Here is a 20,836-nt window from a genome sequence, read left to right as displayed (position 1 = left end):
TATGTGCAAATATACGCTCCCAGCGTCTCTCCATATCGTATGCTTGGACAGGCGCTTTCGACCGGGCAAGGTCAAACGTCCATTTCTATGCAGGACAGGGCTGATGAAGCTTCGAATGGGGAGTTAGCGCATACGATAGATTGATCTTTTTTAACAGGAGCGTTCTACCTGAGAGTAGAGAGGAGAGGGGCAAGTGAATTCTTCACAAGCGCAGGCGTTGCGCAGCAAATGGCATAAAACCCAATTGTTGCTCCAGCATGGCAGCATCAAGCCGTATGTACCTGAAACTCGCAAATATAATAAAGCAAATTTGAAATCAATGCTGGAGAAGTACGGTATGGTCTATGTAAAACCCGAGCGAGGTACCTTTGGTAAAGGTGTAATGAGAGTAGAGCAGGTGGCCGGCCAGCGTTTCGCCTATCAATATGAGGAAACGCGCCAAGAATTCAAACATTTGGATGCACTATATATCAGCCTATCGAAACATACGGGGAAGAAAAGTTATCTCATTCAAAAGGGAATCCATTTACTACGCCATCAAATGCGTTATTTTGATATTCGGGTCATGGTGCAGCGTAATGAAAAAGGGCTATGGGAGTCTACCGGAATTATTGGACGTCTTGGTCATCCCCGTAAAATCGTGACCAACTATCATAGTGGTGGTAAGCCGATGGCCTTGGAGCAGTTACTAAAATCCCATTTATCGCAAAGCAAGCAGGCGGAGCTGGTTAAGAAACTAAATGAACTGGGTCTTACTATCGCCAAACAACTGCAAAAAACATATCCGAAATTCCGGCAAATTGGTGTGGACATTGGACTGGATCATCGCTTTATCCCGTGGATTATTGAGGTGAATACGAAGCCGGACCCATATATTTTTAACCAATTAACAGATAAGTCCATGTACCGTAAAGTGTTAAGCTATTGGCGACTGGCTAATGAAAAAAGGAAGGTCACCGTCCCAAGCAAAGATACAAATAAAGATAAAAATAAAGACAAGAATAAAGGTAAAAATAAAGATAAGAATGTAATTAAAGATTCTAAAAAACAAAAAATATCTTGACCAGTAGATTGCTTCATTGCCAGCAGCTAATACAGAAAAAAGGATGAATTTTTCATAATTCATCCTTTTTATTTAGGATTACATTTTAAACTCGCCAAGTCCCCAATTGTTTGCGTATAAGTACGATTTGTCCACTATGATATGCATCGTGCAGCGTCCACCGCGATAATTCAGCACCGAGAGTGTCGGAGCCGAGAGGCTTATCCAGATCAGCATCATTCAGAGCAGTAATGGCGACAAGCAGTTGGTTTACAAGAGCTTCCGCTTCTTTCAGCGTCTCCTGCCATCCTTCATGGTCTTCAGCATCCCCTGGCGGGCCGAATGTCTCATCATTGCTTATTCCAGTTGAACTTATAGGGCGGTCAGTTAAACGTCTCAAAATACGCTCATTGTAATAATTAATGTGATGAACCGTTTGCCAAATCGTGTTTCCTCCACCTGGTGGTGTCCAAGTGGCCTCCTGTGTATTCACACCGTGAAGTGCTGCGGCAAGAGGAACAATCCATTCTTCCTTATCCCATGAATTTTCTCTTTGCAATACCAGCATATTTACTCGATCTCGGCTCACCTAACCCAACTCCTTTTGTAGGGATGTAACTAGCTAAATATAGGATAAATCGTTACAATTAACAATGTAGCATGACAAATTAAGATTTGCAACCAGTTAAAATGATTTTAGTGGTTACAGACGGTGGAGGAACTCTTTTGAATACACTTTGGACTGATCTTGTAAACAGCGAATGGCACGATTGGAGAGGGAGCGGACGTTCAGAAGATCGTTTGTTGAAGCCCGAATGGCAAAATGAATTTCTTATGCGGTGGCAATTTACCGCTTCGGTCCCAGCCAGTGCGGAAGATATCGAAGAAATGCAAATTCTCCGGCGGGAATTACGTAGCTTCGCTGAGCACCTGACTTCTGGCGGACAAATGACAACTGATCTGGTGGATATGATTAACCGAAAGATGATGGAAGGGGGGCCGGTCACTCGCTTATTAAAGCAACAGGATGAGCATTTCAGCATTGTGCTGGAACCCGTGGCAAATGGTTGGAAAAAAGTGCTGGCAGAGGTTGTAGCCGATTTTGCCCAGGCACTTGTCAATAGCGGCGGCTCCAGAATTCGTATTTGCGATAATACCGATTGCCGATGGGTATTTTACGATGATACCCGAAATCGGTCAAAGCGATTTTGCGACGATAAGATGTGTGGTAATTTGATGAAGGTACGCCGTTTTCGCGAGCGTAAGAAAAAGTAGATGGAGCAAGAGAATTTACATGAGCAGTACATGTTGAGCCCACTCCTATATGAACAATGGAGTGGGTTATTTAAAATTGAACAACCTGTGACCCTGTGCTATGCTTACATAAAAGAGGAGCTAGCCGTACTAACGATGATCTTTACTATGCGTATAAACATCTGATGATACGACGAATAGAAAGGGTGTACAGCCATGAATTCTGTCATTGAACTTAATAATGTAAGCTGGAAGAGAGATAACCATACCATACTGGACCAAATCAATTGGCAGGTAGCTGAGGGGGAGCACTGGGCTGTACTCGGCTTGAATGGATCAGGTAAAACAACGATGCTCAATATGATTAACGGTTACATATGGCCAACCACAGGTAGTGTCGGTGTATTGGGGCATACCTTTGGAGATGTGGATCTGAGGGAGTTGCGCAAATCTATTGGTTGGGTCAGTTCCTCTTTACAGGAAAGAATTAATGGGAGTCAGCGTACGCAGGATGTTGTCATTAGCGGCAAATTTGCCTCCATTGGACTTTATGACCAGACGACGGATACAGAGTATGAACAGGCCGTTCAGCTTATGACGCAACTAGGGTGTGCTCATCTCGTGGATCGGTTGTATCAGGGATGCTCACAGGGAGAAAAGCAAAAAGTACTTATCGCCCGCGCATTAATGGCCTCGCCCAAGCTACTGATTTTGGACGAGGCGTGTAATGGTTTGGACTTTTTCTCCCGGGAAGCATTGCTAGATAGCATTCGCCAGTTATCGGAGTCGCAGGCTTCGCCGAATTTACTGTATGTTACACATCATATCGAAGAAATTCTACCGATGTACACGCATACGATTTTAATCCGCCGGGGCACGGTATTTGCCAAAGGTAAAACGACTGATATTCTGAGTAGTGACACACTTAGTGCTTTTTTTGAAACGCCTGTACAAGTAGAATGGAGACAGGATCGTGCATGGCTCTCTATGGTGTAGAGAGTCTTTTTTTCTCGCTAACCTGCTACCAACATAATCAGAATAGGCAATATCAGGAATGAGGCAAGCGTGCTCCACAGGATGCAGGTGGAAACCAGTTTTGGCGATGCATTAAATTTTTCTGCTAAAATGACAGCATTCACAGCAACCGGCATCGAGGCCAGAATGAAGAGAACGGAGAACAAAAGGCCTGAAATTCCCAGTATCAGCATAGCAAGACAAGCCGCAAGCGGAGAGAGCAAAAGGCGAATTGTTAGTCCGGCGTAGCTGGCTTTTTTAATAGACGACTCCAGTTTGAATATTTTTACATAAGCCATCTGGGTACCAAGGATCGCCAGCACGACTGGAGAATAGGCGGCAGCAATCATCGAGACGCCCGACTGAATGCCAGAGGGAAGATGCCAGTCCAGCAGCCGCAGTCCCATGGCGAGTAGAGCTGCATAGATCGCAGGAAGTGAAAACACCGACTTAACAGCACTTTGAACAGAAAATTCAGAGCGGGCTGCAAAGTAAACGCCAATGGTATTGACCATGATTATCTGGATGACGACATACACGGAGGCTTTATCCAGACCGAGCTGCCCAAAGGCAAGTAAAATAAGAGGCAGGCCATAATTTGCACTATTGGTCAGCGTGGAAATTAAGGTAAGTCCAGCCGTTTCCGGAGTGCTCAGTCTAAAGATTTTCCCCGCTAATTGTGCAATTCCCCACAACAGCAGCAGGTTCAGTATTGAAAAAGCGGCAGTCTGCGCTACATCATGCCAAGAAAGCTGTGCTTTGAGTAGCGTGTCCAGAATCATGGCGGGGCTTAAAAAATATAAATACAAAGTCGAGAGCGGTTTCGTTTCCAGCTTCATGAATTTTCCGAGTAAAAATCCGGCGATCACTGGAATGGACAGCGGAACGATAACGGATAATAGAGTTGAAAGTACGATTTGTATCATGAATTCCACCCATCCTTTCTGTAATGACATTTTCCATTATAAGGCGCTACTTTCGAGCCCGTCCAAGATGAAAACACAATCAAGGTCATAGGTATATACTATGAAGCCTTCGACACTTATTGTGAAAACAATAAAAGGGATGCCCTATTAACCGTTTATCATGGCTGTGGGCATCCCTTTTATTATAATGAACCAATGATACTGCCGATTTATGCAGTAGCGACGGTTTCCGCTTTGGTTCGGCAATCATCAGAGCAATAGTGCTGATGCTGTTCTTCGCAATCCGGACATACGATATGCTGGAGATTGCACACCGGGCAGTTGATATAATGATCGCTTGGCGTTTCACAATGGAAGCACTTGCCGACAATGACGTCTTCATCCGTATGATTGATCGGAATGGAGATTCGTTCGTCAAATACGTAGCATTTACCGTCAAACAAACGTCCTTGTACTTCCGGGTCCTTGCTGTAAGTCACAATGCCGCCATCCAACTGGCCTACATCGTTAAACCCTTCTTTGATCAGAAGACCGGACAACTTTTCGCAACGGATACCTCCGGTGCAGTACGTCAGGATTTTTTTGTCTTTGAACTGAGTCATATTGTCGCGAATCCATTGTGGAAATTCACGGAACGATTCGACTTCAGGGCGAATAGCCCCGCGGAAATGACCGATGTCATATTCATAATCATTACGTCCGTCCAGAACAACTACATCTTCATCTTGAAGCTGTTCATAAAACTCCTTTGGTGACAGCCGCTTACCGCTAATTACATTAGGGTCCAGTTCATCCTCATGACGCAGCGTAACTAGCTCCTGACGATGGCGTACAAATATTTTCTTGAACGCATGACCGTCAGACTCATCTATTTTAATAACAATATCGTGGAATTTCGGATTGGCGCGCAAATCACGCATATATTGCTCCGTTTGCTCTACTGTACCAGACAGTGTTCCGTTGATTCCTTCTGCAGCAATCAAGATTCTTCCCTTGACGCCCAGCTCCTTGCAGTAAGCCAGATGCTCTGCCGTAAAGGTGGCAGGGTCTTCTATGTTGACATATTTGTAAAACAACAAAATTCGATAAGCATGTTCACACACGTAAAATCACCCTCTGATTCAAGTCAAAGTTTTTTAACAAGCAATTTTAAATGTACCACATTCTTTAAGTTAGTCAACTTAAATGTATAAAAAGTGGAAATGGAAAAGATGACGAGCGACAAAAGTAAGGGTTTACATTATAATAGTAACGTAGTAATGAGGGGATATCTGGTAGCAGGATGAGTTTTACTAGGTGAAAGGATGAATGAAATGAAACATCATTTGACAGCGCATACACCACCTATGGGGTGGAATAGCTGGGATTGCTACGGTGCAGCAGTACGGGAAGAGGAAGTACGGGGAAATGCTCAATATATGGCGGAGCATCTGAAGGAATATGGTTGGGAATATGTCGTGGTGGATATTCAGTGGTATGAGTCAGGAGCAGTTTCTTCACAGTATCGCCCGTTCGTCCCATTGGAAATGGATTCATTTTCACGTCTTATTCCAGCGGTGAATCGTTTTCCTTCGGCAGCAGATGGACGAGGCTTCCAAGCTCTTGCGGAATATGTACACAGTCTGGGATTGAAATTTGGTATACACATTATGAGAGGCATCTCCCGTCAGGCGGTGCACCAGGATACCCCGATTTTGGGAACCACAGCCACGGCGAGACAAATTGCGAATCCCAACTCTATTTGTCCCTGGAACACAGATATGTATGGGGTAGATGCATCCAAGGAAGGCGCACAGGAGTACTATAATTCGTTGTTTGACCTGTATGCGGAATGGGGTGTGGATTTTGTCAAAGTAGATGACATTGCTGCATCACGTCTCTATGGTATTCATTTGGCGGAAATTGAATTGATTAGGCGGGCTATCGCCCAATGCGGACGTCCGATGGTGCTGAGTCTATCACCTGGTCCTGCACCGCTGGAGCATGCATCTGATTTAATCGCAAACGCGAATATGTGGCGTATGACTGATGACTTCTGGGATGTATGGCCTTTACTGTATGGTATGTTTGAGCGCTGCGAGAAGTGGGCGGAACATGTAGGTCCGGGTCACTGGCCGGATTGCGACATGCTGCCACTAGGTCATCTGGGTATTCGTTCGGTAGATTCGGTGGATTCCGGCAGCCATGACCGATGGACACGCTTTACGAAGGATGAGCAGCTAACGATGATGACCTTGTGGAGCATTTTCCGGTCTCCATTGATGTTCGGGGGAGAACTGCGGGATAATGATGCATGGACTCTTTCCTTGCTAACGAATGAAGAAGTATTAAATGCTCATCGCAACGGTTTGAATGCGCGGCAGGTGTACAGAAAGGATGAACATATCGTTTGGACTTCACATAACGGGGAAGGTCATGTATACGCAGCTTTGTTTAATGCTGGAGATGAAGCTTCAAAGGTGCGTGTATCCTTAAAAGACCTTGGTATTGAAGGACAGGCAAATGCCAGAGATTTGTGGAACCATGTGGATTTAGGTGTTTTAACACAAGAACTGTCCGCAGATTTACCTCCTCACGGAGCAGCTCTATTTATTTTGAAATAGAGGATTTGCAAAAATCCTGAATAACATAATGTAAGGAAGAACTATGCTGCAATTCCAACCCAATCACCCTATCGTAAAAGTGGAAGGTAAACTTTACGATAGGGTGATTTTTTTGCATGGGTAACTTTAGGATATTTTAACGAACTCGACATTATTCTTGGGAATTTGACATTTGGAACGTGTTAATTTTATAGGGTGCCTATTTCTGCACAAATTTAAATCATTCTAGCGAATAGACTCGAGAAAGGAGTCAAATCATGAAATTAAAAAAAATCCACAAAAATGAACAGGACGAGCCTTGGCCCTCTAGCAAACCAATACTATGTATCGGGGGGGCCAATCTGGATCGTAAAATCATGATTAAAGGTACATTTCAGCTTCATACCTCCAATCCGAGCAGTACAAGGCTGCAATCTTGCGGTGGGGTAGCACGAAATGTAGCCGAAAATTTAGGGAGGTTGAGCCAACGGGTCAGCCTGCTAACTGCGGTTGGGGACGATGCGGAAGGTGAATTTATTATTGAACAGTCCAGCCGTTACATGCACGTGGTTCCTCTGCAAGTCAAAGGTGAACCGTCAACTGGGGTTTATACTGCCTTGCTGAATGAGCGTGGTGAACTGATTGTAGCGACAGCAGAAATGGAGATTTATGATCAGATTCATCCTTCAGTAATTTATGAAAATACTCCTTTAATCGCCTCGTCCCGACTCGTTCTGCTGGACACTAATTTCTCTATGAACGTAATTGCAGCCACCATACATGTCTGCCATAAACATCGGGTTCCGATTGTCGTTTCTTCGGTATCGGCCTCCAAGATGAGAAAGCTTCCCCGGAATTTGCATGGGGTGGAATGGCTGGTATGTAAACCGGTGGAGGCTGAAGCTTATTTGGGGCTAGAACTTACAGATGATCAGCATATGTTGGATGCCACCCGGATTTTTCACAAACTTGGGGTTCAAAATGTCATTTTTATCTGTGGTGCTGATCGAGTTTTGTACGCCTCTCAGGATGGAACTCATGGACAAATTCCTATGCATCCCGTTCAAGAGGTCATTGATGTCACAGGCGCAGATGATGCTTTTATTGCCGGGATGATTTATGGAATCACCCAAGGTTATCCTATGGAGCAAGTGTGCCAATTTGGAATTAGCTGTGTCGACTTGACCCTGCAAACGGATCGGACGGTTTCAGAGACCCTTTCTATGAATAAACTCCATTCTAGGTTTCAGGAGCTGTATGGCACACATTCGCAAAATTTTGTGTTTTTCAAGGGCGTGTATTTTAAAAAGGAAGATACATAAGTAATTAAGAGAACTCTACCCTACAACAGCGCGTACTGGGAGCTACACGTACGTAATGGCCTCAACCAATTAATTGGTAAAAGGAGCATGTTGTCTGATGGACAGCGTGAAATACGTAATTGTTTTTCTGCCACAGTGCCTCCTTTATTTGCTTTTAAAGGGAGGTTCATTGGTAGTGTCCGCTTTGTTCTTGGTTTTCGCAGGTGTATCCGTTCTAAAGTCTGGCCACTCATTATGCAATAGGATAACCAACGGAATTTAATTATCTTGAAAATTAAATATCGTTCATGTCCCTGGCTGATCTCAGATAGACGATTATCTCCTTGACTAGAAATTACATTTCGTGTAAAGTGGTGAAAATTGTAATATATAGGAATAGTGTAGACCAAGGATCAAAGGTTCAATACCCGCTGTACAGAGAAGAAACTCATGGGCTGAAAGGTTTCTCGCCGCGAATGAACGTTTCCCTGCCTTGCGAGCTGTAGCGGTTTGTAAGATAAACCGTTACCGGCTAGCGCCGTTATCTGATGAAGGACCGTTCCGTGTATGGCTACGGTCAAATTAAGGGTGGTACCACGACACATTCGTCCCTGACGGATGTGTCTTTTTGCGTACATTTTATCGTCCATACAAGGAGGTAGCTACACATGCGCCAAAGCCAATTATTACTGACAACCTTGCGTGAAGCACCCGCAGAGGCCGAAGTGATCAGTCATCAGCTTATGCTGCGGGGAGGATTTATCCGCCAACTGGCGGCTGGAATGTACACCTACATGCCATTGGGCAGACGGGTGCTCAGAAAAGTAGAGCAAATCATACGAGATGAAATGGATCGCGCCGGAGCTGGGGAGTTGCTGATGCCTGTATTGCAGCCAATGGAGCTATGGCAAGAATCAGGGAGATACGATGTTTACGGTCCTGAGCTGATGCGTCTGCAAGATCGACATGATCGAGAGTTTGCATTGGGGCCTACACATGAAGAGGTCATTACGTCTTTAATACGAAATGAAGTGAATTCTTATCGCAAATTGCCTGTAACCCTGTATCAAATTCAAACCAAATTTCGGGATGAACGACGTCCTCGATTTGGCCTGCTTCGCAGCAGAGAATTCTTGATGAAGGATGCCTATTCGTTTGATGCACATTGGGAAGGACTAGATCATACCTATTGGACTATGTTCCAGGCATATCAGCGCATTTTCACCCGCTGCGGTTTGTATTTTCGTGCAGTAGAAGCAGATGCGGGTGCCATTGGTGGCGAAGGTGAAACCCATGAATTTATGGCTCTAGCTGATATTGGAGAGGACACCATTGTAGCATGCACCTGCTGTGAATATGCAGCTAATCTTGAAAAAGCCGTGGCGCGGTCGACGGAGAAAATAGAAATAGCTCCAGTCTCAGATGAAAATGAACATGTCAGCCATCCTTCTTTTGATACAGCTAAAATGGAAAAATTCCATACTCCAGGCCTACGTACAATAGATCAACTGGTTGAATCGCTTCACATAGAACCTGAAGAAATCATCAAAACACTGATTTATATGGCTGACGATCAACCTGTTGCTGTAGTTGTCAGGGGTGATCATGAGGTTAACGAAGTGAAAGTTAAACATATTTTAGGTAGTGAAAAATTCGAAATAGCAAGTGCAGACACCGTGTCAAAGGCGACTGGAACCCCCTCGGGGTTCATAGGCCCATGCGGATTGACGATCCCTGTGTGGGTAGATTACGCCGTTGTCCAAATGTCCAGCGGTATCGCAGGCGCGAATGAGCTGGATTATCATTATCGACATGTGAATCCAAGGCACGATATAGATCTTCGGCATGTGGCTGACTTGCGGAATGTAATAGAAGGGGATAGATGTCCTCGATGTGACGAAGGGGAATTAAAACTTTATCGTGGGATTGAGATCGGACACGTATTTAAACTGGGCACCAAATATAGTGAGAAGCTGGGTGCGACTTTTCTGGATACATCTGGAACGGAGCAAACGATGATTATGGGCTGCTATGGCATTGGCGTTTCCCGAATCCTTTCTGCCATTGTAGAGCAAAATCATGATCAGAACGGAATGATATGGCCTCATGCGCTGGCCCCGTTTCAAGTTCATATCATTCCGATTTCTGTGAAAGACAGGCTTCAGATGCAATTAGCCGAGAAATTATACAACCAACTGCAGGATCACGGTGTGGAGGTGCTGCTGGACGATCGGGAGGAACGGCCCGGGGTTAAATTCAAAGACTCTGATTTAGTAGGTATTCCCGTGCGCATCGTCGTTGGTAAAGATGCCGAACACGGGAAAGTAGAGTTAGTGGAACGAAAAAGCTGCAACAAAGAGACGATTCATATCGAAGATGTAGAGAGACGAATATTGGAACTACGCTAAGCATCTGTATCCCGTAGAATATGACCTTCTCCAAGTGTAATCTCATGAAAGTCCGCCATCTGACGTGCCTGAAACCGGATTGGCTTGTCCCGACCTACCATAATGATATTTTGAATATCGGCAGCGCCATCCGAGGGGAGCGAGAAAGTTGTGACATAGGCGAATTCTTCACGCAACGTTGTGTGAATGGCATTAATCAGATGGTCGTGTTCACTTTTGCCCATTAAATTCATGATCAGGGAGCCTTCGGAATCCAGCTTTTCTTTGGCCATCTTGAAAAATTCCCAGGATACTAAATGCAAGGGTGTACCCTGCTCTGTGAAGGCGTCCAGAATAATATAGTCATAAGCATCAGGCGCTTCCTTCTCCAGAGTGCGTCGTCCATCGCCAACAGTTACATTATCCTGATCGTATCCAAAGAATGTTCGGCTGAACTCTACGACTTGTGCATCCAGCTCGGCAATCTTAAAGCGTTTATCTGTAAAATGACCCGCTATTGTACCTATACCGTGCCCAATAATAAATACATCTTCAAATGACGGATCGTTCAGTTCCATGAGATGGATGATTGCTCTAGGATATTCGAACAAAATGCGTTGCGGATGATTCAAGTCCACCGCGCCTTGGATGGCTGTATTTGAAAACTGCATCACCCGAAATAATCCCTTTTCACCGTACAGCTCAGTGGTTTCGTATACTGTGATTTCATGATTATGGCTCAACTTTTTGTACAAGACTTCCAATTAAATGATCTCCTTCAAGTCAGACTTCCTCCTCATCTTAGACATGGATAGGGGGATTGTCCATAGATGAGGAGAATTGAAAGTTCATATTTCCAAGCATCCCTAATTAGGTAGAATTGTTTATTTTTCCATAACGGAGTTGTTTGAACTTGTTCGTATGTCCTTTAGGAGATATAATATACAAGGATATAATGAAGTTCGTTGTGTATATTCATACAGGAAGAGAGCGGGATATTATGGGACGTAAGTGGAATAACATTAAAGAAAAGAAGGCATCCAAGGATGCTAATACGAGTCGTATATATGCTAAATTTGGCGTGGAAATTTATGTGGCAGCCAAACAGGGCGAACCTGATCCTGAATCCAATCGGGTATTAAGAGTCGTTTTAGAACGTGCAAAAACGTACAATGTACCCAAAGCAATCATTGACCGTGCTATTGAAAAAGCAAAAGGTGCTGGCGATGAAAACTACGTAGAGCTTCGTTATGAAGGTTTCGGACCGAACGGTTCCATGGTCATTGTAGATGCACTGACCAATAACGTTAATCGTACAGCATCGGATGTGCGTTCTGCTTTTACTAAAAATGGCGGTAGCCTGGGCGTGAGCGGATCTGTAGCCTACATGTTTGATTCAACAGCAGTTATTGGTCTGGTGGGTAAAACCGCAGATGAAGTGCTGGAGCTGCTGATGGAGGCAGATGTAGAGGTGCGTGACATCATTGAAGAAGATGAAGCCGTCATCGTATATGCAGAGCCTGATCAATTCCATGCTGTGCAGGAAGCTTTCAAACAAGCAGGAGTGACTGAGTTTACCGTTGCGGAGCTCACCATGCTTGCCCAAAATGATATTTCACTTCCAGAAGATGCACAAGTTCAATTCGATAAATTGATTGATGCATTAGAAGATTTGGAGGATGTTCAGCAGGTTTACCACAATGTAGACTCTGACGAATAGTCGGATTGCATCATTTACATCTGAGCGTTTTGATAGAATAGATATCCCTAAACCATCGTATTTCGGTACGATGGTTTTTTTGTGAATCAACATCTACATAAGATCGCTTTAACTTTTTTGACTGATCGGTCTGTAAAAATTATAATCATAGGCAGGAAGGTGAAAATGAGGTTTGGAAAGAGCTAAAGAATTCGATACTGAAAGTTAAGGATGCAATAGCGATAATTTTTAATGAATCTGTCAGGATTTTGACGGATAAGAGGCTGTCCAAGGAATGCTTTATTATGAACAGTGCTATTGAACAGGTACCGCATCATCATGAAATCAAAGCTTTTATTTCTGAGAACACTGAAAAGCTTGAGCTAGCTTATTACAACGCCCTAGTCCGCGCCCAAAAAGAGGGGGAGATTTATTTTACGGAATCTGTGCTATTGTCAATCGCCAGATTTCTAAATCATGCCCGACTATCGTTGACATTTACTGCTAAGACAGGCGAAAGCACTGAGGTGCTTAGAGATATCGTGCGTACGACACTATCAATTTTGGATTGATCTTTATGAACGCTTAAGGCGTCTCAAACAGATCCTGATGGCCTGGTTGCGGCGCCCTTGTCAGTTGGAGACAGACACTTACATAATGCTTGATGTTACCTTCCAGTTATTGAAATCATAGGTCCGTCTCTCTCTATCATGAACCAAATCGAGTTTATTTCCATTATAATCCTGATGCATCCACGGATCATCCAGCAGAGGCCAATTAGCATAATTGACTTCTGCACCCTGAATTTTACGTGAGGTGGCATATACGATTTCCATCTCTTTACCTGTTAATCCTTTGTAATAGACCCGGGGATTGGTATCGTTAACACCGCTGAAATCCACTACGGTTTTCGTCAGTACAGCCTCAGCAAAGCAGTCAAGCTCTCTAATACAAGTACCTCCTGCATAGTCCATAAGAGGTGCTGTTTCAACGATGACTGCATTTTTTGCCCCGTCACTCCGCAACGATCTCTGATAACCTCCATATTTCCACGATTCCGTGTCATAAGGCCAAACGTAAGGTTGTGCCGTCCTGACAGCCATCAGCATTTTACCTGTGTGAAAGAATACCCAGCCGTTCCTGTTGAATGGGTCCTGTTCGATCGTTGCTTTAATTCCGTTGTATGAAACTGGGCCGTCGATCCATGTATTTGAATTTGTGATATTGTATACTGCAATGAGTGCACCATCGTCCTGAAGTACTTCCTCCATATTCGTTCCGCCAATCCAATATTCCGAGTTGGACGGATTCAAGTTAATCGGCTCACTGAAGTGTTGCTTCATGAAGAACGTATTTGGTTCGTCACTGTATGTATCCCCCACCCATTTGATGCCCCAACGATGAAGCTGATTTTGTGCGAGCCGATTGTCCTTTTGACTGAATACGGCATAATTCGGGGTGATGTAGCTTGTCTTATACGGTTTGTTACTGTTTCTAGACATCCGTTCCTTATGTGTGTAAGTTGTAGAACGGGCTGTTGCTATACGCTTGAAAATGTCTGGTAACTCGTAGTCCGCAACCGCAAATGGAATCGTGGTAAATTTCAGATTGGTTTCATTGCCGAGATATATCGGCTTACGACTGTCTCCAAACAACATCCACAGCAGTACTACACTCTCATCAAGTGTATATCCCGGCTCTTGCTGCGCATTATATGTTCTGGCCTGACTGGTCACCCAGTACCCATGCAGCCACTCTCCTACAATACTGGAAAAATACCACTCCAACGTCAGTTTGGCCATATTCCGCAATGTCGCATCTTTCAAGTGTTCGGTAATGAACAATAGCGGTCCCACATGATGGATAAAATATGTCGGAGAGTCGTATTCAAAGTACCCCTGTTTTGTAATTGTGGGAAGTTCGGACAGCAGATAGCTTCTGGCGATGGTAGCATAATTCACCGGGTATTCTGGCCATTCTTCCGCTCCGACAGCCCCAACCGCTGCGTACATGAGCCGTTGATTTTCTGTATTTCCCGACAGAGCCGTCCCATCGGCATTCAAAATATTAAAACTGAGCATTTTTGCTTTTACTTTATTCTTTAACTCAGATGTGTAATACTCTTTAAACTTCATATAAGCTTCCATTACGTTAATTCCCCAGAACATGTCTTTGTTCCGATCCAAATGAATGTTGACGTAGGCAAGTCCAGTGCTGATATCTCCTTTTGAAAATTGGGCCATAGCCGCATAACCACCGACCTTTCGCCCCTGATCGTACTCATTGTAAGGATAGCCCAATGCTGCTACATCATCGATTACAATCTGTTTGCGCTCCTGTAGTGAGCTTGTTAAAATCTCATTTTTAATCATAATTACAGCCACATCCCTAATCATAGAATAATAACGCGTAAATAGTATGAATAATTGTTAGAAGAGATTTTTTTTGTAATTATAAGGCATTTGTCTATTAATTTCAGTAATTTACTATATTATATTATGAAAATATTGCATTAGATGGCGAAGCGTATCCATCCACATGTAGTGTTGATGGATGTTCAAATGCCAGAAGGGGAGGGATTGAGTCTGCCCCAGTTATAATGCTACAAAAGATATAGGCTACTGGCTAAAGTGGGATGCCTATATCTTTGCATACAAATCCAATCCTTAAGGCCGGAACTATCCGCTAAAAAATTACCTAAAGCAGTAAGAAATGCGCATGAGATTATGTTTTTTTAATGAGAGCACGGACAAGACACACGTTCAGCGGATTCTTCAGAGCCCATCCTTTGGGTAAAAAGAATACCCGGGATACTTAACGACAGGCCATTTTACCTTTCGTAAATTAGAGATTACATCAACACCTACATGTAAATTACTCTGAATCAGTTCTGTGGGGGTAAGAGCCATCCATTGATTTAGTGAAATATCCGCAAAACGGTCACTCTTAAATATTTCAAGAAACCATAATGAGCTAGAGCCAGTATTTTGAATGTAATGACCATAAGCAAAAGGCACATATCCGACATCTCCGGCTCTAAAATCAAATGTGCGGGCAGCGCCATTACCACCAAAGACAGTCATCCGTCCTTGCCCTGTAAGATAGTATTGCCATTCGTCATTATTGGGATGCCAGTGCATTTCTCGCATGGCTCCGGGCTCAATCTCAACAAGGGCGGCTGCGATGGTTTTGGAAATCGGAAAATTAGAGGAGTCAACGATTCGTACGCTTCCGCCCGGTGTTTTGATTGGGGGCTGGGCTAGTAATTCATGCTTGAAGGATTGGGGCAACGTCCCGTAAGGAGAGGGAACCGCTTGGCTTTGAATTGAACCGGGAAGTGAATTCTGATAGATGTATACTTGTTCTTGAGGAATTGCTGCAAAATCAGCTTCTGATACACCAAAATTTGCAGAAAGAACGTCTTTGGGAGTATGTGCGAACCAATCCGAGATGGATAGGGTGTTCAGATCGGAAAAGCTGCCATCATCAAAAACCAGCAAAAATTCACAGCCATCCTCAAGCCCCTGTATAGAGTGGGGAATGCCAGGAGGAAAGTACCAGAGATCCCCGGGACCCACATCAGCAATAAAATTACGTCCATTTTGGTCAACTGCCGTAATACGAGCACTTCCCAACAGCATATAAGACCATTCCGCCTGCTGATGCCAGTGAAGCTCACGTACACCTCCCGGCGTCAAACTCATATTCACCCCGGCAAGGGTTGTGGCAATAGGTAATTCTCTTACCGTTACTTCTCTTGACCACCCACCATGATTAAGCTGCATATGGGCGTCAGAAAAAGAAAATCTCATATTCGGAATGAGACCATTGTCCGTTACGGGGGGAACCAGCATATCGGGATTTTGTAGATCCCTCATCACATCACGTGGGCCCTTGTCGATGCCCCCAGCACCATCGCTTCTGATGGGTTGGGGGATTCTTACATTTTTCGGGCAATCATTATGCATCATTAGATCTTCCTTTCCAGGTTGAAGCTTGATGAAGCAAGGAATTAGAGAAAATATGCATAAAGATTTTATGATCATGTGGTGAGTTTTATGCTGTATGCGTCAGATCTGCAAACTGTGCTTGAATGATTTGAGCTAAATCGTGTGGACTCAACTCCAGTTGGGTCCCAATTTTCCCACCGCTCACAACGATGGCTTCCAGTTCCAATGCAGGCTGGTCGATAAAAGTGGGGTAGAGCTTTTTCATTCCTATGGGGGAGCAGCCACCGCGAATATATCCCGTATACTTTTGCAAATCCTTAACTGGAAGCATTTCAATTTTTTTCTCTCCCGCGCATTTGGCTGCTTTTTTGAGATCAAGCTCTTTATGTACAGGGATTACAAAAACAAACAGATTTTGTTTGCTGTGTGCAATCAAAGTTTTGAAAACCATTTCTGGGGCTCTCTCTATTTTCTCAGCCACATTCATCCCGTCTATTTTTCCGTCTTGATGATCATAACTCAAAATATTGTATTGTATGTGTTGCCCATCCAATATGCGCATGGCGTTTGTTTTGCTGGCACTCATCTTATTTCTTCCTTTCTTAGAGTTTTTCCAATTGATCGACATAATCCTTTGCATCCTTAAGGGAAAGATCCTTAGCAGTTCTCAACTCTTTTATGGCTTGAATCTTTTTTCCTTCCCTAATTAGCAGGAGCAACTTTTCATTGATATCTTCTGAAGCTCCTGCATCTAGAACATGTGAAGGAGTGGCAGCGATGGTACCTGACAGTGATGTTCCTTGTATTCCTGAACGATTTTCAAGACGCTCCACGTCGGATTTCAGGTCATTAAGACGCGATTGAAGGCTATAGACCTTAATTAAAAGTATGACGGAGAGGAGCAACGCGATTATTGCTATATACTCAATAGCTGACAACAGAATCCCTCCTATTTCACTTAGTTTCATCGCAAAGATACCGCACTAAAAATTTGTTTCTTATTTATAGTATAGCATGATGATGGAGGAGAAGAGGAAGACGCGTTCAAATTGACTTTTTGCAGGCAGAGCGGTATATTACAACTTATTATAAACCTTTTAATAAATACTGGAAAAGGAGTGTATTCAAATACAACCAGTCTCCAATAATACCATTCGGGTTAAACAAATTAATGTAGAGTTAGTTAAAAACACACTGAAATCCAAGGAATATGCAACCAAGTCATCCATAGCCAGTATCACAGGTCTTAGTGTGGCAACCTGCGGAAATATTCTGAATGAGCTTCTTCAAACCGGGGAAGTATTAGAGACGGAATTGGAAGAATCGAACGGCGGACGTCCGGCTAGACGGTACAAATATAACGCTGATTATTCATATATTATCTGTTTAAATGTGAAAACGGAAGGCGGTATACATTCTCTTACTTATGCTGTTGCCAATTTGCTTGGTGATATCATCATCGAGAATACTTCCATAGTGCCCCATATTGATTATGAGGTCATAGAAACCCAAATTGGAGAGCTGATTAATAACTATGGAAACGTCAAAGCCATTGGGATTGGCATCCCTGGGGTTGTTCATCAAGGGATTATCGATGTTTGCGATCTCGACCTGCTCATAGGAGTCCCTGTAGGTCCACGGCTTCAAGATAAATACGGATTAGAAGTTACCATTGAAAATGATATGCATTTGACAGTCTACGGATTTTATAACATGCAGAATTATGATGAGGATAAAACCTTTGCTATTGTTTCGTTTCCCAAAGACAATTTCCCCGGAGCGGGTTTTATTGTCGACGGACATTTGTTAAAAGGAAATACCAAGTTTGCGGGGGAGGTGTCCTTCTTACCCTTTGATTTAACAAGAGAGGAACAGCTTAAACAGTTAAATAGCACAGAGGGATTTGTTCCTCTGGCGATCCAAACGATTACTTCCATTATTGCAATTATAGACCCTGTATCTATCGCTTTGACTGGAGAGTTATCCAAGCCGACTCTGTTGGATGATATTTATAACGGCTGTCTAAAAGATGTACCCAAAGAACATATGCCCGAGATTTTTGTGAAAAACGATACGCATGATGAATACATGTATGGGTTGATTTCGGTGACCCTTGAAAGTCTGACGTACAATTTGCAATTAGTGGAGAAAAGGAAATAGGACATCGTTCAATAAAGCATGAGAGGATGAGATCAATGACTCAAAAATCAATTGCATGGACTACAGGAACATGGACTAATCACCCTGTATCATCCATAGAAGAAGACCAGTTTCTTAAAGTTGAAACCAGAGAAGGAAGCGACTACTGGGAAAAAACTTTGTATGGATTTGAACGCAGTAGCGGACATTCCCTGCTTACAGACTGGGAAGAAGGCTCTGCCATCGAAGTCACGTTTCAATTAGGCTCATTTACGGAGCTCTATGATCAGGCCGGTATTATGCTGTATCAAGGACAGCAAAAGTGGATTAAAGCTGGGATTGAATTAAATGACGGAATTCCTCAATTAGCTGTCGTAGTCACAGATGGCTATTCCGATTGGTCATTAGCTCCTGTACCTGAGTGGGTAGGGAAAAATGTCACGATTCGTGCTTCACAGCTACAGGATGCAGTTATCATTAGAGCTCGAACCGAAAATCAAAGCTGGCGCACCGTACGTGTAGCACGTTTTCCTTATGAAACGGGACAACAGGCGGGTCCTTTTGCCTGCGCGCCGACTCGAGCCGGCTTTCAGGTTATTTTTACACGTTGGGTAAGCACTGAACCAGATAGAGATATTCATGTAGATCCGCCAATTAAAGAATAGTCATTTTACTCAATAATAGAAGAGTTATAAATATGGGAGTACTTATTGAAGATAATACAGTTATAAGCTCTAGAAGTTTTTAAAATAATACTTGACATGAAACGCGTTACAAACCTTAAGATTCATTTAGAAGTACTTATAACACATTAGCATAGAGGTAACGTATTTCTATCTAGTTAATGAAAAACATCAGCAAAGGCGGAGAAAATATGAGTACACAGTTTCCAAAAGATTTCCTGTGGGGCGGAGCAGTTGCTGCTAATCAGCTCGAAGGCGCTTATCAAGAAGATGGAAAAGGCTGGTCCATTCAGGATGTAACTCCTCGTGGTGGCTGGGGGCCCGTTACGGATGTACCAACAGAAGATAACATGAAGTTGATCGGTATTGATTTTTATCATCATTATAAAGAAGATATCAAACTTTTTGCGGAAATGGGCTTCAAAGTATTCCGTACTTCTATTGCATGGTCACGTATCTTCCCTAAAGGTGACGAACTGGAGCCTAACGAAAAAGGCTTGCAATTTTATGATGATTTGTTTGATGAACTTCACAAATATAGAATTGAGCCACTCGTTACATTATCTCACTATGAAACACCTTTACATTTGTCCAGAGAATACGATGGTTGGGTAAACCGTAAGCTTGTTGATTTTTATGAGCGCTATGCTACAACTGTATTTAATCGCTACAAAGATAAAGTTAAATACTGGTTGACTTTCAATGAAATCAACTCCATTCTTGAAGCACCATTCATGAGTGGAGGAATTAGCACACCAAAAGATCAACTTAGTGAGCAAGATCTTTATCAAGCTATTCACCATGAGCTTGTAGCGAGTGCAAGAGCGGTAAAAATCGGTCATCAGATCAACCCTGATTTCAAAATTGGCTGTATGGTGCTGAGTATGCCTACTTATCCGCTAACACCTAATCCAGACGATGTGATTGCTGCGATGGAATTTGATCACAGAAACATGGCATTTGCCGATATTCACGCAAGAGGTCAATACCCAGGTTACATGAAACGTTTCTTTAAAGAAAACGGAATTTCTATTCACTTTGAACCAGGTGATGCCGAAGATTTGAAGCATACCGTTGATTTTATCTCGTTCAGCTATTATATGAGTACTTGTGAGACAGCTGACGAAGCTAAAAAAGTCAAAGGTGAAGGTAACATCCTTGGTGGTGTCATCAATCCGCATCTCGAGGCAAGTGAGTGGGGCTGGCAAATTGATCCGCAAGGTCTGCGTTATGTCCTGAATACGTTCTATGATCGCTTCCAAAAACCATTGTTCATCGTTGAAAATGGCCTGGGCGCCGTTGATGAACTGATCACGAATGAAAAAGGCGAAAAAACGGTTGAGGATGACTACCGAATCAACTACCTGAATGATCATTTGGTTCAAGTTGGAGAAGCTATTGAGGACGGAGTAGAGGTTTTGGGCTATACGTCTTGGGGATGTATTGACCTTGTCAGCGCTTCGACCGCTCAGCTTAAAAAACGTTATGGCTACATTTACGTAGACCGTCATGATGATGGCAGCGGTACACTTGAAAGATATCCGAAGAAATCGTTTCATTGGTACAAAGAAGTTATTGCTACGAACGGTGAAAGCTTGAAACGTTAATTTATAAATAAACCAGTGATTAAGTATTAAATATACAATGAAGGCTTATAGATAGCGACCGTTTCTTCTCTTTTACGAAGCGGTCGCTAATTTTTTAGGGGTATTAGCAACCGAGTTACAAGCTGAAGACGAAAGAGCTTTCATGAATGATTCGTAAGCGTTATTTATTGATAATTGATGATAAATAGATTGGACAAAAATGAATTACTGAGATATATTGAGACTTATTAAAACGTTAATAATAACTATGCT

The 20,836-nt window shown here is 43.2% G+C and carries 19 protein-coding genes; 11 read left to right on the top strand and 8 right to left on the bottom strand.

Annotated elements, in window-relative coordinates:
• The first annotated feature begins 193 nt into the window (after positions 1 to 193).
• Entirely contained in the window at positions 194 to 1,063 is an 870-nt protein-coding gene (locus NLX78_RS23515; protein WP_254351679.1) for a YheC/YheD family protein, read from the top strand.
• 85 nt (positions 1,064 to 1,148) lie between these two features.
• On the opposite strand, the gene NLX78_RS23510 is transcribed toward NLX78_RS23515, so the two are convergent.
• Positions 1,149 to 1,631, bottom strand: a complete 483-nt coding sequence (locus NLX78_RS23510; protein ID WP_250268224.1) for a DinB family protein — start codon at positions 1,629 to 1,631, stop codon at positions 1,149 to 1,151.
• Between the two features lie 137 nt (positions 1,632 to 1,768).
• On the opposite strand from NLX78_RS23510, the gene NLX78_RS23505 reads away from it, so the two are divergent.
• Both NLX78_RS23505 and NLX78_RS23500 read left to right on the top strand, forming a co-directional pair.
• Complete coding sequence (locus NLX78_RS23505) at positions 1,769 to 2,317, top strand: CGNR zinc finger domain-containing protein (protein WP_081112455.1); 549 nt, start codon at positions 1,769 to 1,771, stop codon at positions 2,315 to 2,317.
• A gap of 195 nt (positions 2,318 to 2,512) precedes the next feature.
• The gene (locus NLX78_RS23500; RefSeq protein WP_254351678.1) at positions 2,513 to 3,292 is read left to right on the top strand and encodes an ABC transporter ATP-binding protein; all 780 of its coding nucleotides are present in this window, start codon (positions 2,513 to 2,515) and stop codon (positions 3,290 to 3,292) included.
• A gap of 17 nt (positions 3,293 to 3,309) precedes the next feature.
• On the opposite strand, the gene NLX78_RS23495 is transcribed toward NLX78_RS23500, so the two are convergent.
• Positions 3,310 to 4,236, bottom strand: coding sequence for an AEC family transporter (locus tag NLX78_RS23495; protein WP_254351677.1), 927 nt, complete (start codon positions 4,234 to 4,236; stop codon positions 3,310 to 3,312).
• 209 nt (positions 4,237 to 4,445) lie between these two features.
• Positions 4,446 to 5,339: an oxygen-dependent tRNA uridine(34) hydroxylase TrhO gene (gene trhO, locus NLX78_RS23490; RefSeq protein ID WP_250261451.1), complete on the bottom strand. Its 894-nt coding sequence runs from the start codon at positions 5,337 to 5,339 to the stop codon at positions 4,446 to 4,448.
• A 210-nt stretch (positions 5,340 to 5,549) separates the two neighbouring features.
• On the opposite strand from trhO, the gene NLX78_RS23485 reads away from it, so the two are divergent.
• The 3 genes from NLX78_RS23485 to NLX78_RS23475 all read left to right on the top strand — a co-directional run bounded on the left by NLX78_RS23485 (position 5,550) and on the right by NLX78_RS23475 (position 10,527).
• Entirely contained in the window at positions 5,550 to 6,839 is a 1,290-nt protein-coding gene (locus NLX78_RS23485) for a glycoside hydrolase family 27 protein (RefSeq protein WP_254351676.1), read from the top strand.
• A gap of 257 nt (positions 6,840 to 7,096) precedes the next feature.
• Positions 7,097 to 8,140, top strand: a complete 1,044-nt coding sequence (locus NLX78_RS23480; protein WP_254351675.1) for a carbohydrate kinase family protein — start codon at positions 7,097 to 7,099, stop codon at positions 8,138 to 8,140.
• Between the two features lie 647 nt (positions 8,141 to 8,787).
• Complete coding sequence (locus NLX78_RS23475) at positions 8,788 to 10,527, top strand: proline--tRNA ligase (RefSeq protein ID WP_254351674.1); 1,740 nt, start codon at positions 8,788 to 8,790, stop codon at positions 10,525 to 10,527.
• On the opposite strand, the gene NLX78_RS23470 is transcribed toward NLX78_RS23475, so the two are convergent.
• Positions 10,524 to 11,270, bottom strand: a complete 747-nt coding sequence (locus tag NLX78_RS23470) for a spermidine synthase (RefSeq protein ID WP_254351673.1) — start codon at positions 11,268 to 11,270, stop codon at positions 10,524 to 10,526. The two genes, NLX78_RS23475 and NLX78_RS23470, sit on opposite strands and share 4 nt — an antisense overlap.
• A 236-nt stretch (positions 11,271 to 11,506) precedes the next feature.
• On the opposite strand from NLX78_RS23470, the gene NLX78_RS23465 reads away from it, so the two are divergent.
• Together NLX78_RS23465 and NLX78_RS23460 are read left to right on the top strand one after the other, a co-directional pair.
• Positions 11,507 to 12,226 carry a YebC/PmpR family DNA-binding transcriptional regulator gene (locus tag NLX78_RS23465; RefSeq protein ID WP_250245220.1) on the top strand — a complete coding sequence of 240 codons (720 nt, stop codon included), beginning with the start codon at positions 11,507 to 11,509 and terminating at the stop codon, positions 12,224 to 12,226.
• Between the two features lie 248 nt (positions 12,227 to 12,474).
• The gene (locus tag NLX78_RS23460) at positions 12,475 to 12,777 is read left to right on the top strand and encodes a TetR family transcriptional regulator (RefSeq protein WP_254351672.1); all 303 of its coding nucleotides are present in this window, start codon (positions 12,475 to 12,477) and stop codon (positions 12,775 to 12,777) included.
• 78 nt (positions 12,778 to 12,855) lie between these two features.
• Here the strand turns inward: NLX78_RS23460 and NLX78_RS23455 are convergent, their stop codons facing one another.
• From NLX78_RS23455 to NLX78_RS23440, 4 genes are all read right to left on the bottom strand, one after another.
• A complete protein-coding gene (locus tag NLX78_RS23455) occupies positions 12,856 to 14,577 on the bottom strand; it encodes a hypothetical protein (RefSeq protein WP_254351671.1) in 1,722 nt (573 codons plus the stop codon).
• A 402-nt stretch (positions 14,578 to 14,979) separates the two neighbouring features.
• Positions 14,980 to 16,173, bottom strand: a complete 1,194-nt coding sequence (locus NLX78_RS23450) for an oxalate decarboxylase family bicupin (RefSeq protein WP_254351697.1) — start codon at positions 16,171 to 16,173, stop codon at positions 14,980 to 14,982.
• 88 nt (positions 16,174 to 16,261) lie between these two features.
• Positions 16,262 to 16,741 (bottom strand): Cys-tRNA(Pro) deacylase, encoded by a 480-nt coding sequence (gene ybaK / locus NLX78_RS23445; RefSeq protein ID WP_250268915.1) that lies wholly within the window; start codon positions 16,739 to 16,741, stop codon positions 16,262 to 16,264.
• A gap of 16 nt (positions 16,742 to 16,757) precedes the next feature.
• A complete protein-coding gene (locus tag NLX78_RS23440) occupies positions 16,758 to 17,123 on the bottom strand; it encodes a ribosomal protein L7/L12 (RefSeq protein WP_446723031.1) in 366 nt (121 codons plus the stop codon).
• Between the two features lie 283 nt (positions 17,124 to 17,406).
• Between NLX78_RS23440 and NLX78_RS23435 the strand changes: the two genes are divergently transcribed.
• The 3 genes from NLX78_RS23435 to NLX78_RS23425 all read left to right on the top strand — a co-directional run bounded on the left by NLX78_RS23435 (position 17,407) and on the right by NLX78_RS23425 (position 20,584).
• Entirely contained in the window at positions 17,407 to 18,315 is a 909-nt protein-coding gene (locus NLX78_RS23435) for an ROK family protein (protein WP_081330751.1), read from the top strand.
• A 35-nt stretch (positions 18,316 to 18,350) separates the two neighbouring features.
• Positions 18,351 to 18,959: a DUF1349 domain-containing protein gene (locus tag NLX78_RS23430; RefSeq protein ID WP_103047531.1), complete on the top strand. Its 609-nt coding sequence runs from the start codon at positions 18,351 to 18,353 to the stop codon at positions 18,957 to 18,959.
• A gap of 209 nt (positions 18,960 to 19,168) precedes the next feature.
• Positions 19,169 to 20,584 (top strand): glycoside hydrolase family 1 protein, encoded by a 1,416-nt coding sequence (locus tag NLX78_RS23425; protein WP_235306362.1) that lies wholly within the window; start codon positions 19,169 to 19,171, stop codon positions 20,582 to 20,584.
• The last annotated feature ends 252 nt before the right edge of the window (positions 20,585 to 20,836 follow it).

Origin of the sequence: Paenibacillus sp. Lou8.1, assembly GCF_024213565.1 — a bacterium.
Taxonomy (GTDB): Bacteria; Bacillota; Bacilli; order Paenibacillales; family Paenibacillaceae; genus Paenibacillus; species Paenibacillus polymyxa_B.
The sequence above is the reverse complement of the archived record's forward strand: the minus strand, read 5'-3'. Positions and strand labels throughout refer to the sequence as shown.

Bases quoted from the DNA above. Each gene is read 5' to 3' on its own strand.
- NLX78_RS23485 (WP_254351676.1), top strand. From the start codon at position 5,550: ATGAAACATCATTTGACAGCGCATACACCACCTATGGGGTGGAATAGC.
- NLX78_RS23495 (WP_254351677.1), bottom strand. From the start codon at position 4,236: ATGATACAAATCGTACTTTCAACTCTATTATCCGTTATCGTTCCGCTG.
- ybaK (WP_250268915.1), bottom strand. From the start codon at position 16,741: ATGAGTGCCAGCAAAACAAACGCCATGCGCATATTGGATGGGCAACAC.
- NLX78_RS23450 (WP_254351697.1), bottom strand. From the start codon at position 16,173: ATGCATAATGATTGCCCGAAAAATGTAAGAATCCCCCAACCCATCAGA.
- NLX78_RS23475 (WP_254351674.1), top strand. From the start codon at position 8,788: ATGCGCCAAAGCCAATTATTACTGACAACCTTGCGTGAAGCACCCGCA.
- NLX78_RS23455 (WP_254351671.1), bottom strand. From the start codon at position 14,577: ATGATTAAAAATGAGATTTTAACAAGCTCACTACAGGAGCGCAAACAG.
- NLX78_RS23440 (WP_446723031.1), bottom strand. From the start codon at position 17,123: ATGAAACTAAGTGAAATAGGAGGGATTCTGTTGTCAGCTATTGAGTAT.
- NLX78_RS23465 (WP_250245220.1), top strand. From the start codon at position 11,507: ATGGGACGTAAGTGGAATAACATTAAAGAAAAGAAGGCATCCAAGGAT.
- NLX78_RS23425 (WP_235306362.1), top strand. From the start codon at position 19,169: ATGAGTACACAGTTTCCAAAAGATTTCCTGTGGGGCGGAGCAGTTGCT.
- NLX78_RS23480 (WP_254351675.1), top strand. From the start codon at position 7,097: ATGAAATTAAAAAAAATCCACAAAAATGAACAGGACGAGCCTTGGCCC.
- NLX78_RS23430 (WP_103047531.1), top strand. From the start codon at position 18,351: ATGACTCAAAAATCAATTGCATGGACTACAGGAACATGGACTAATCAC.
- NLX78_RS23500 (WP_254351678.1), top strand. From the start codon at position 2,513: ATGAATTCTGTCATTGAACTTAATAATGTAAGCTGGAAGAGAGATAAC.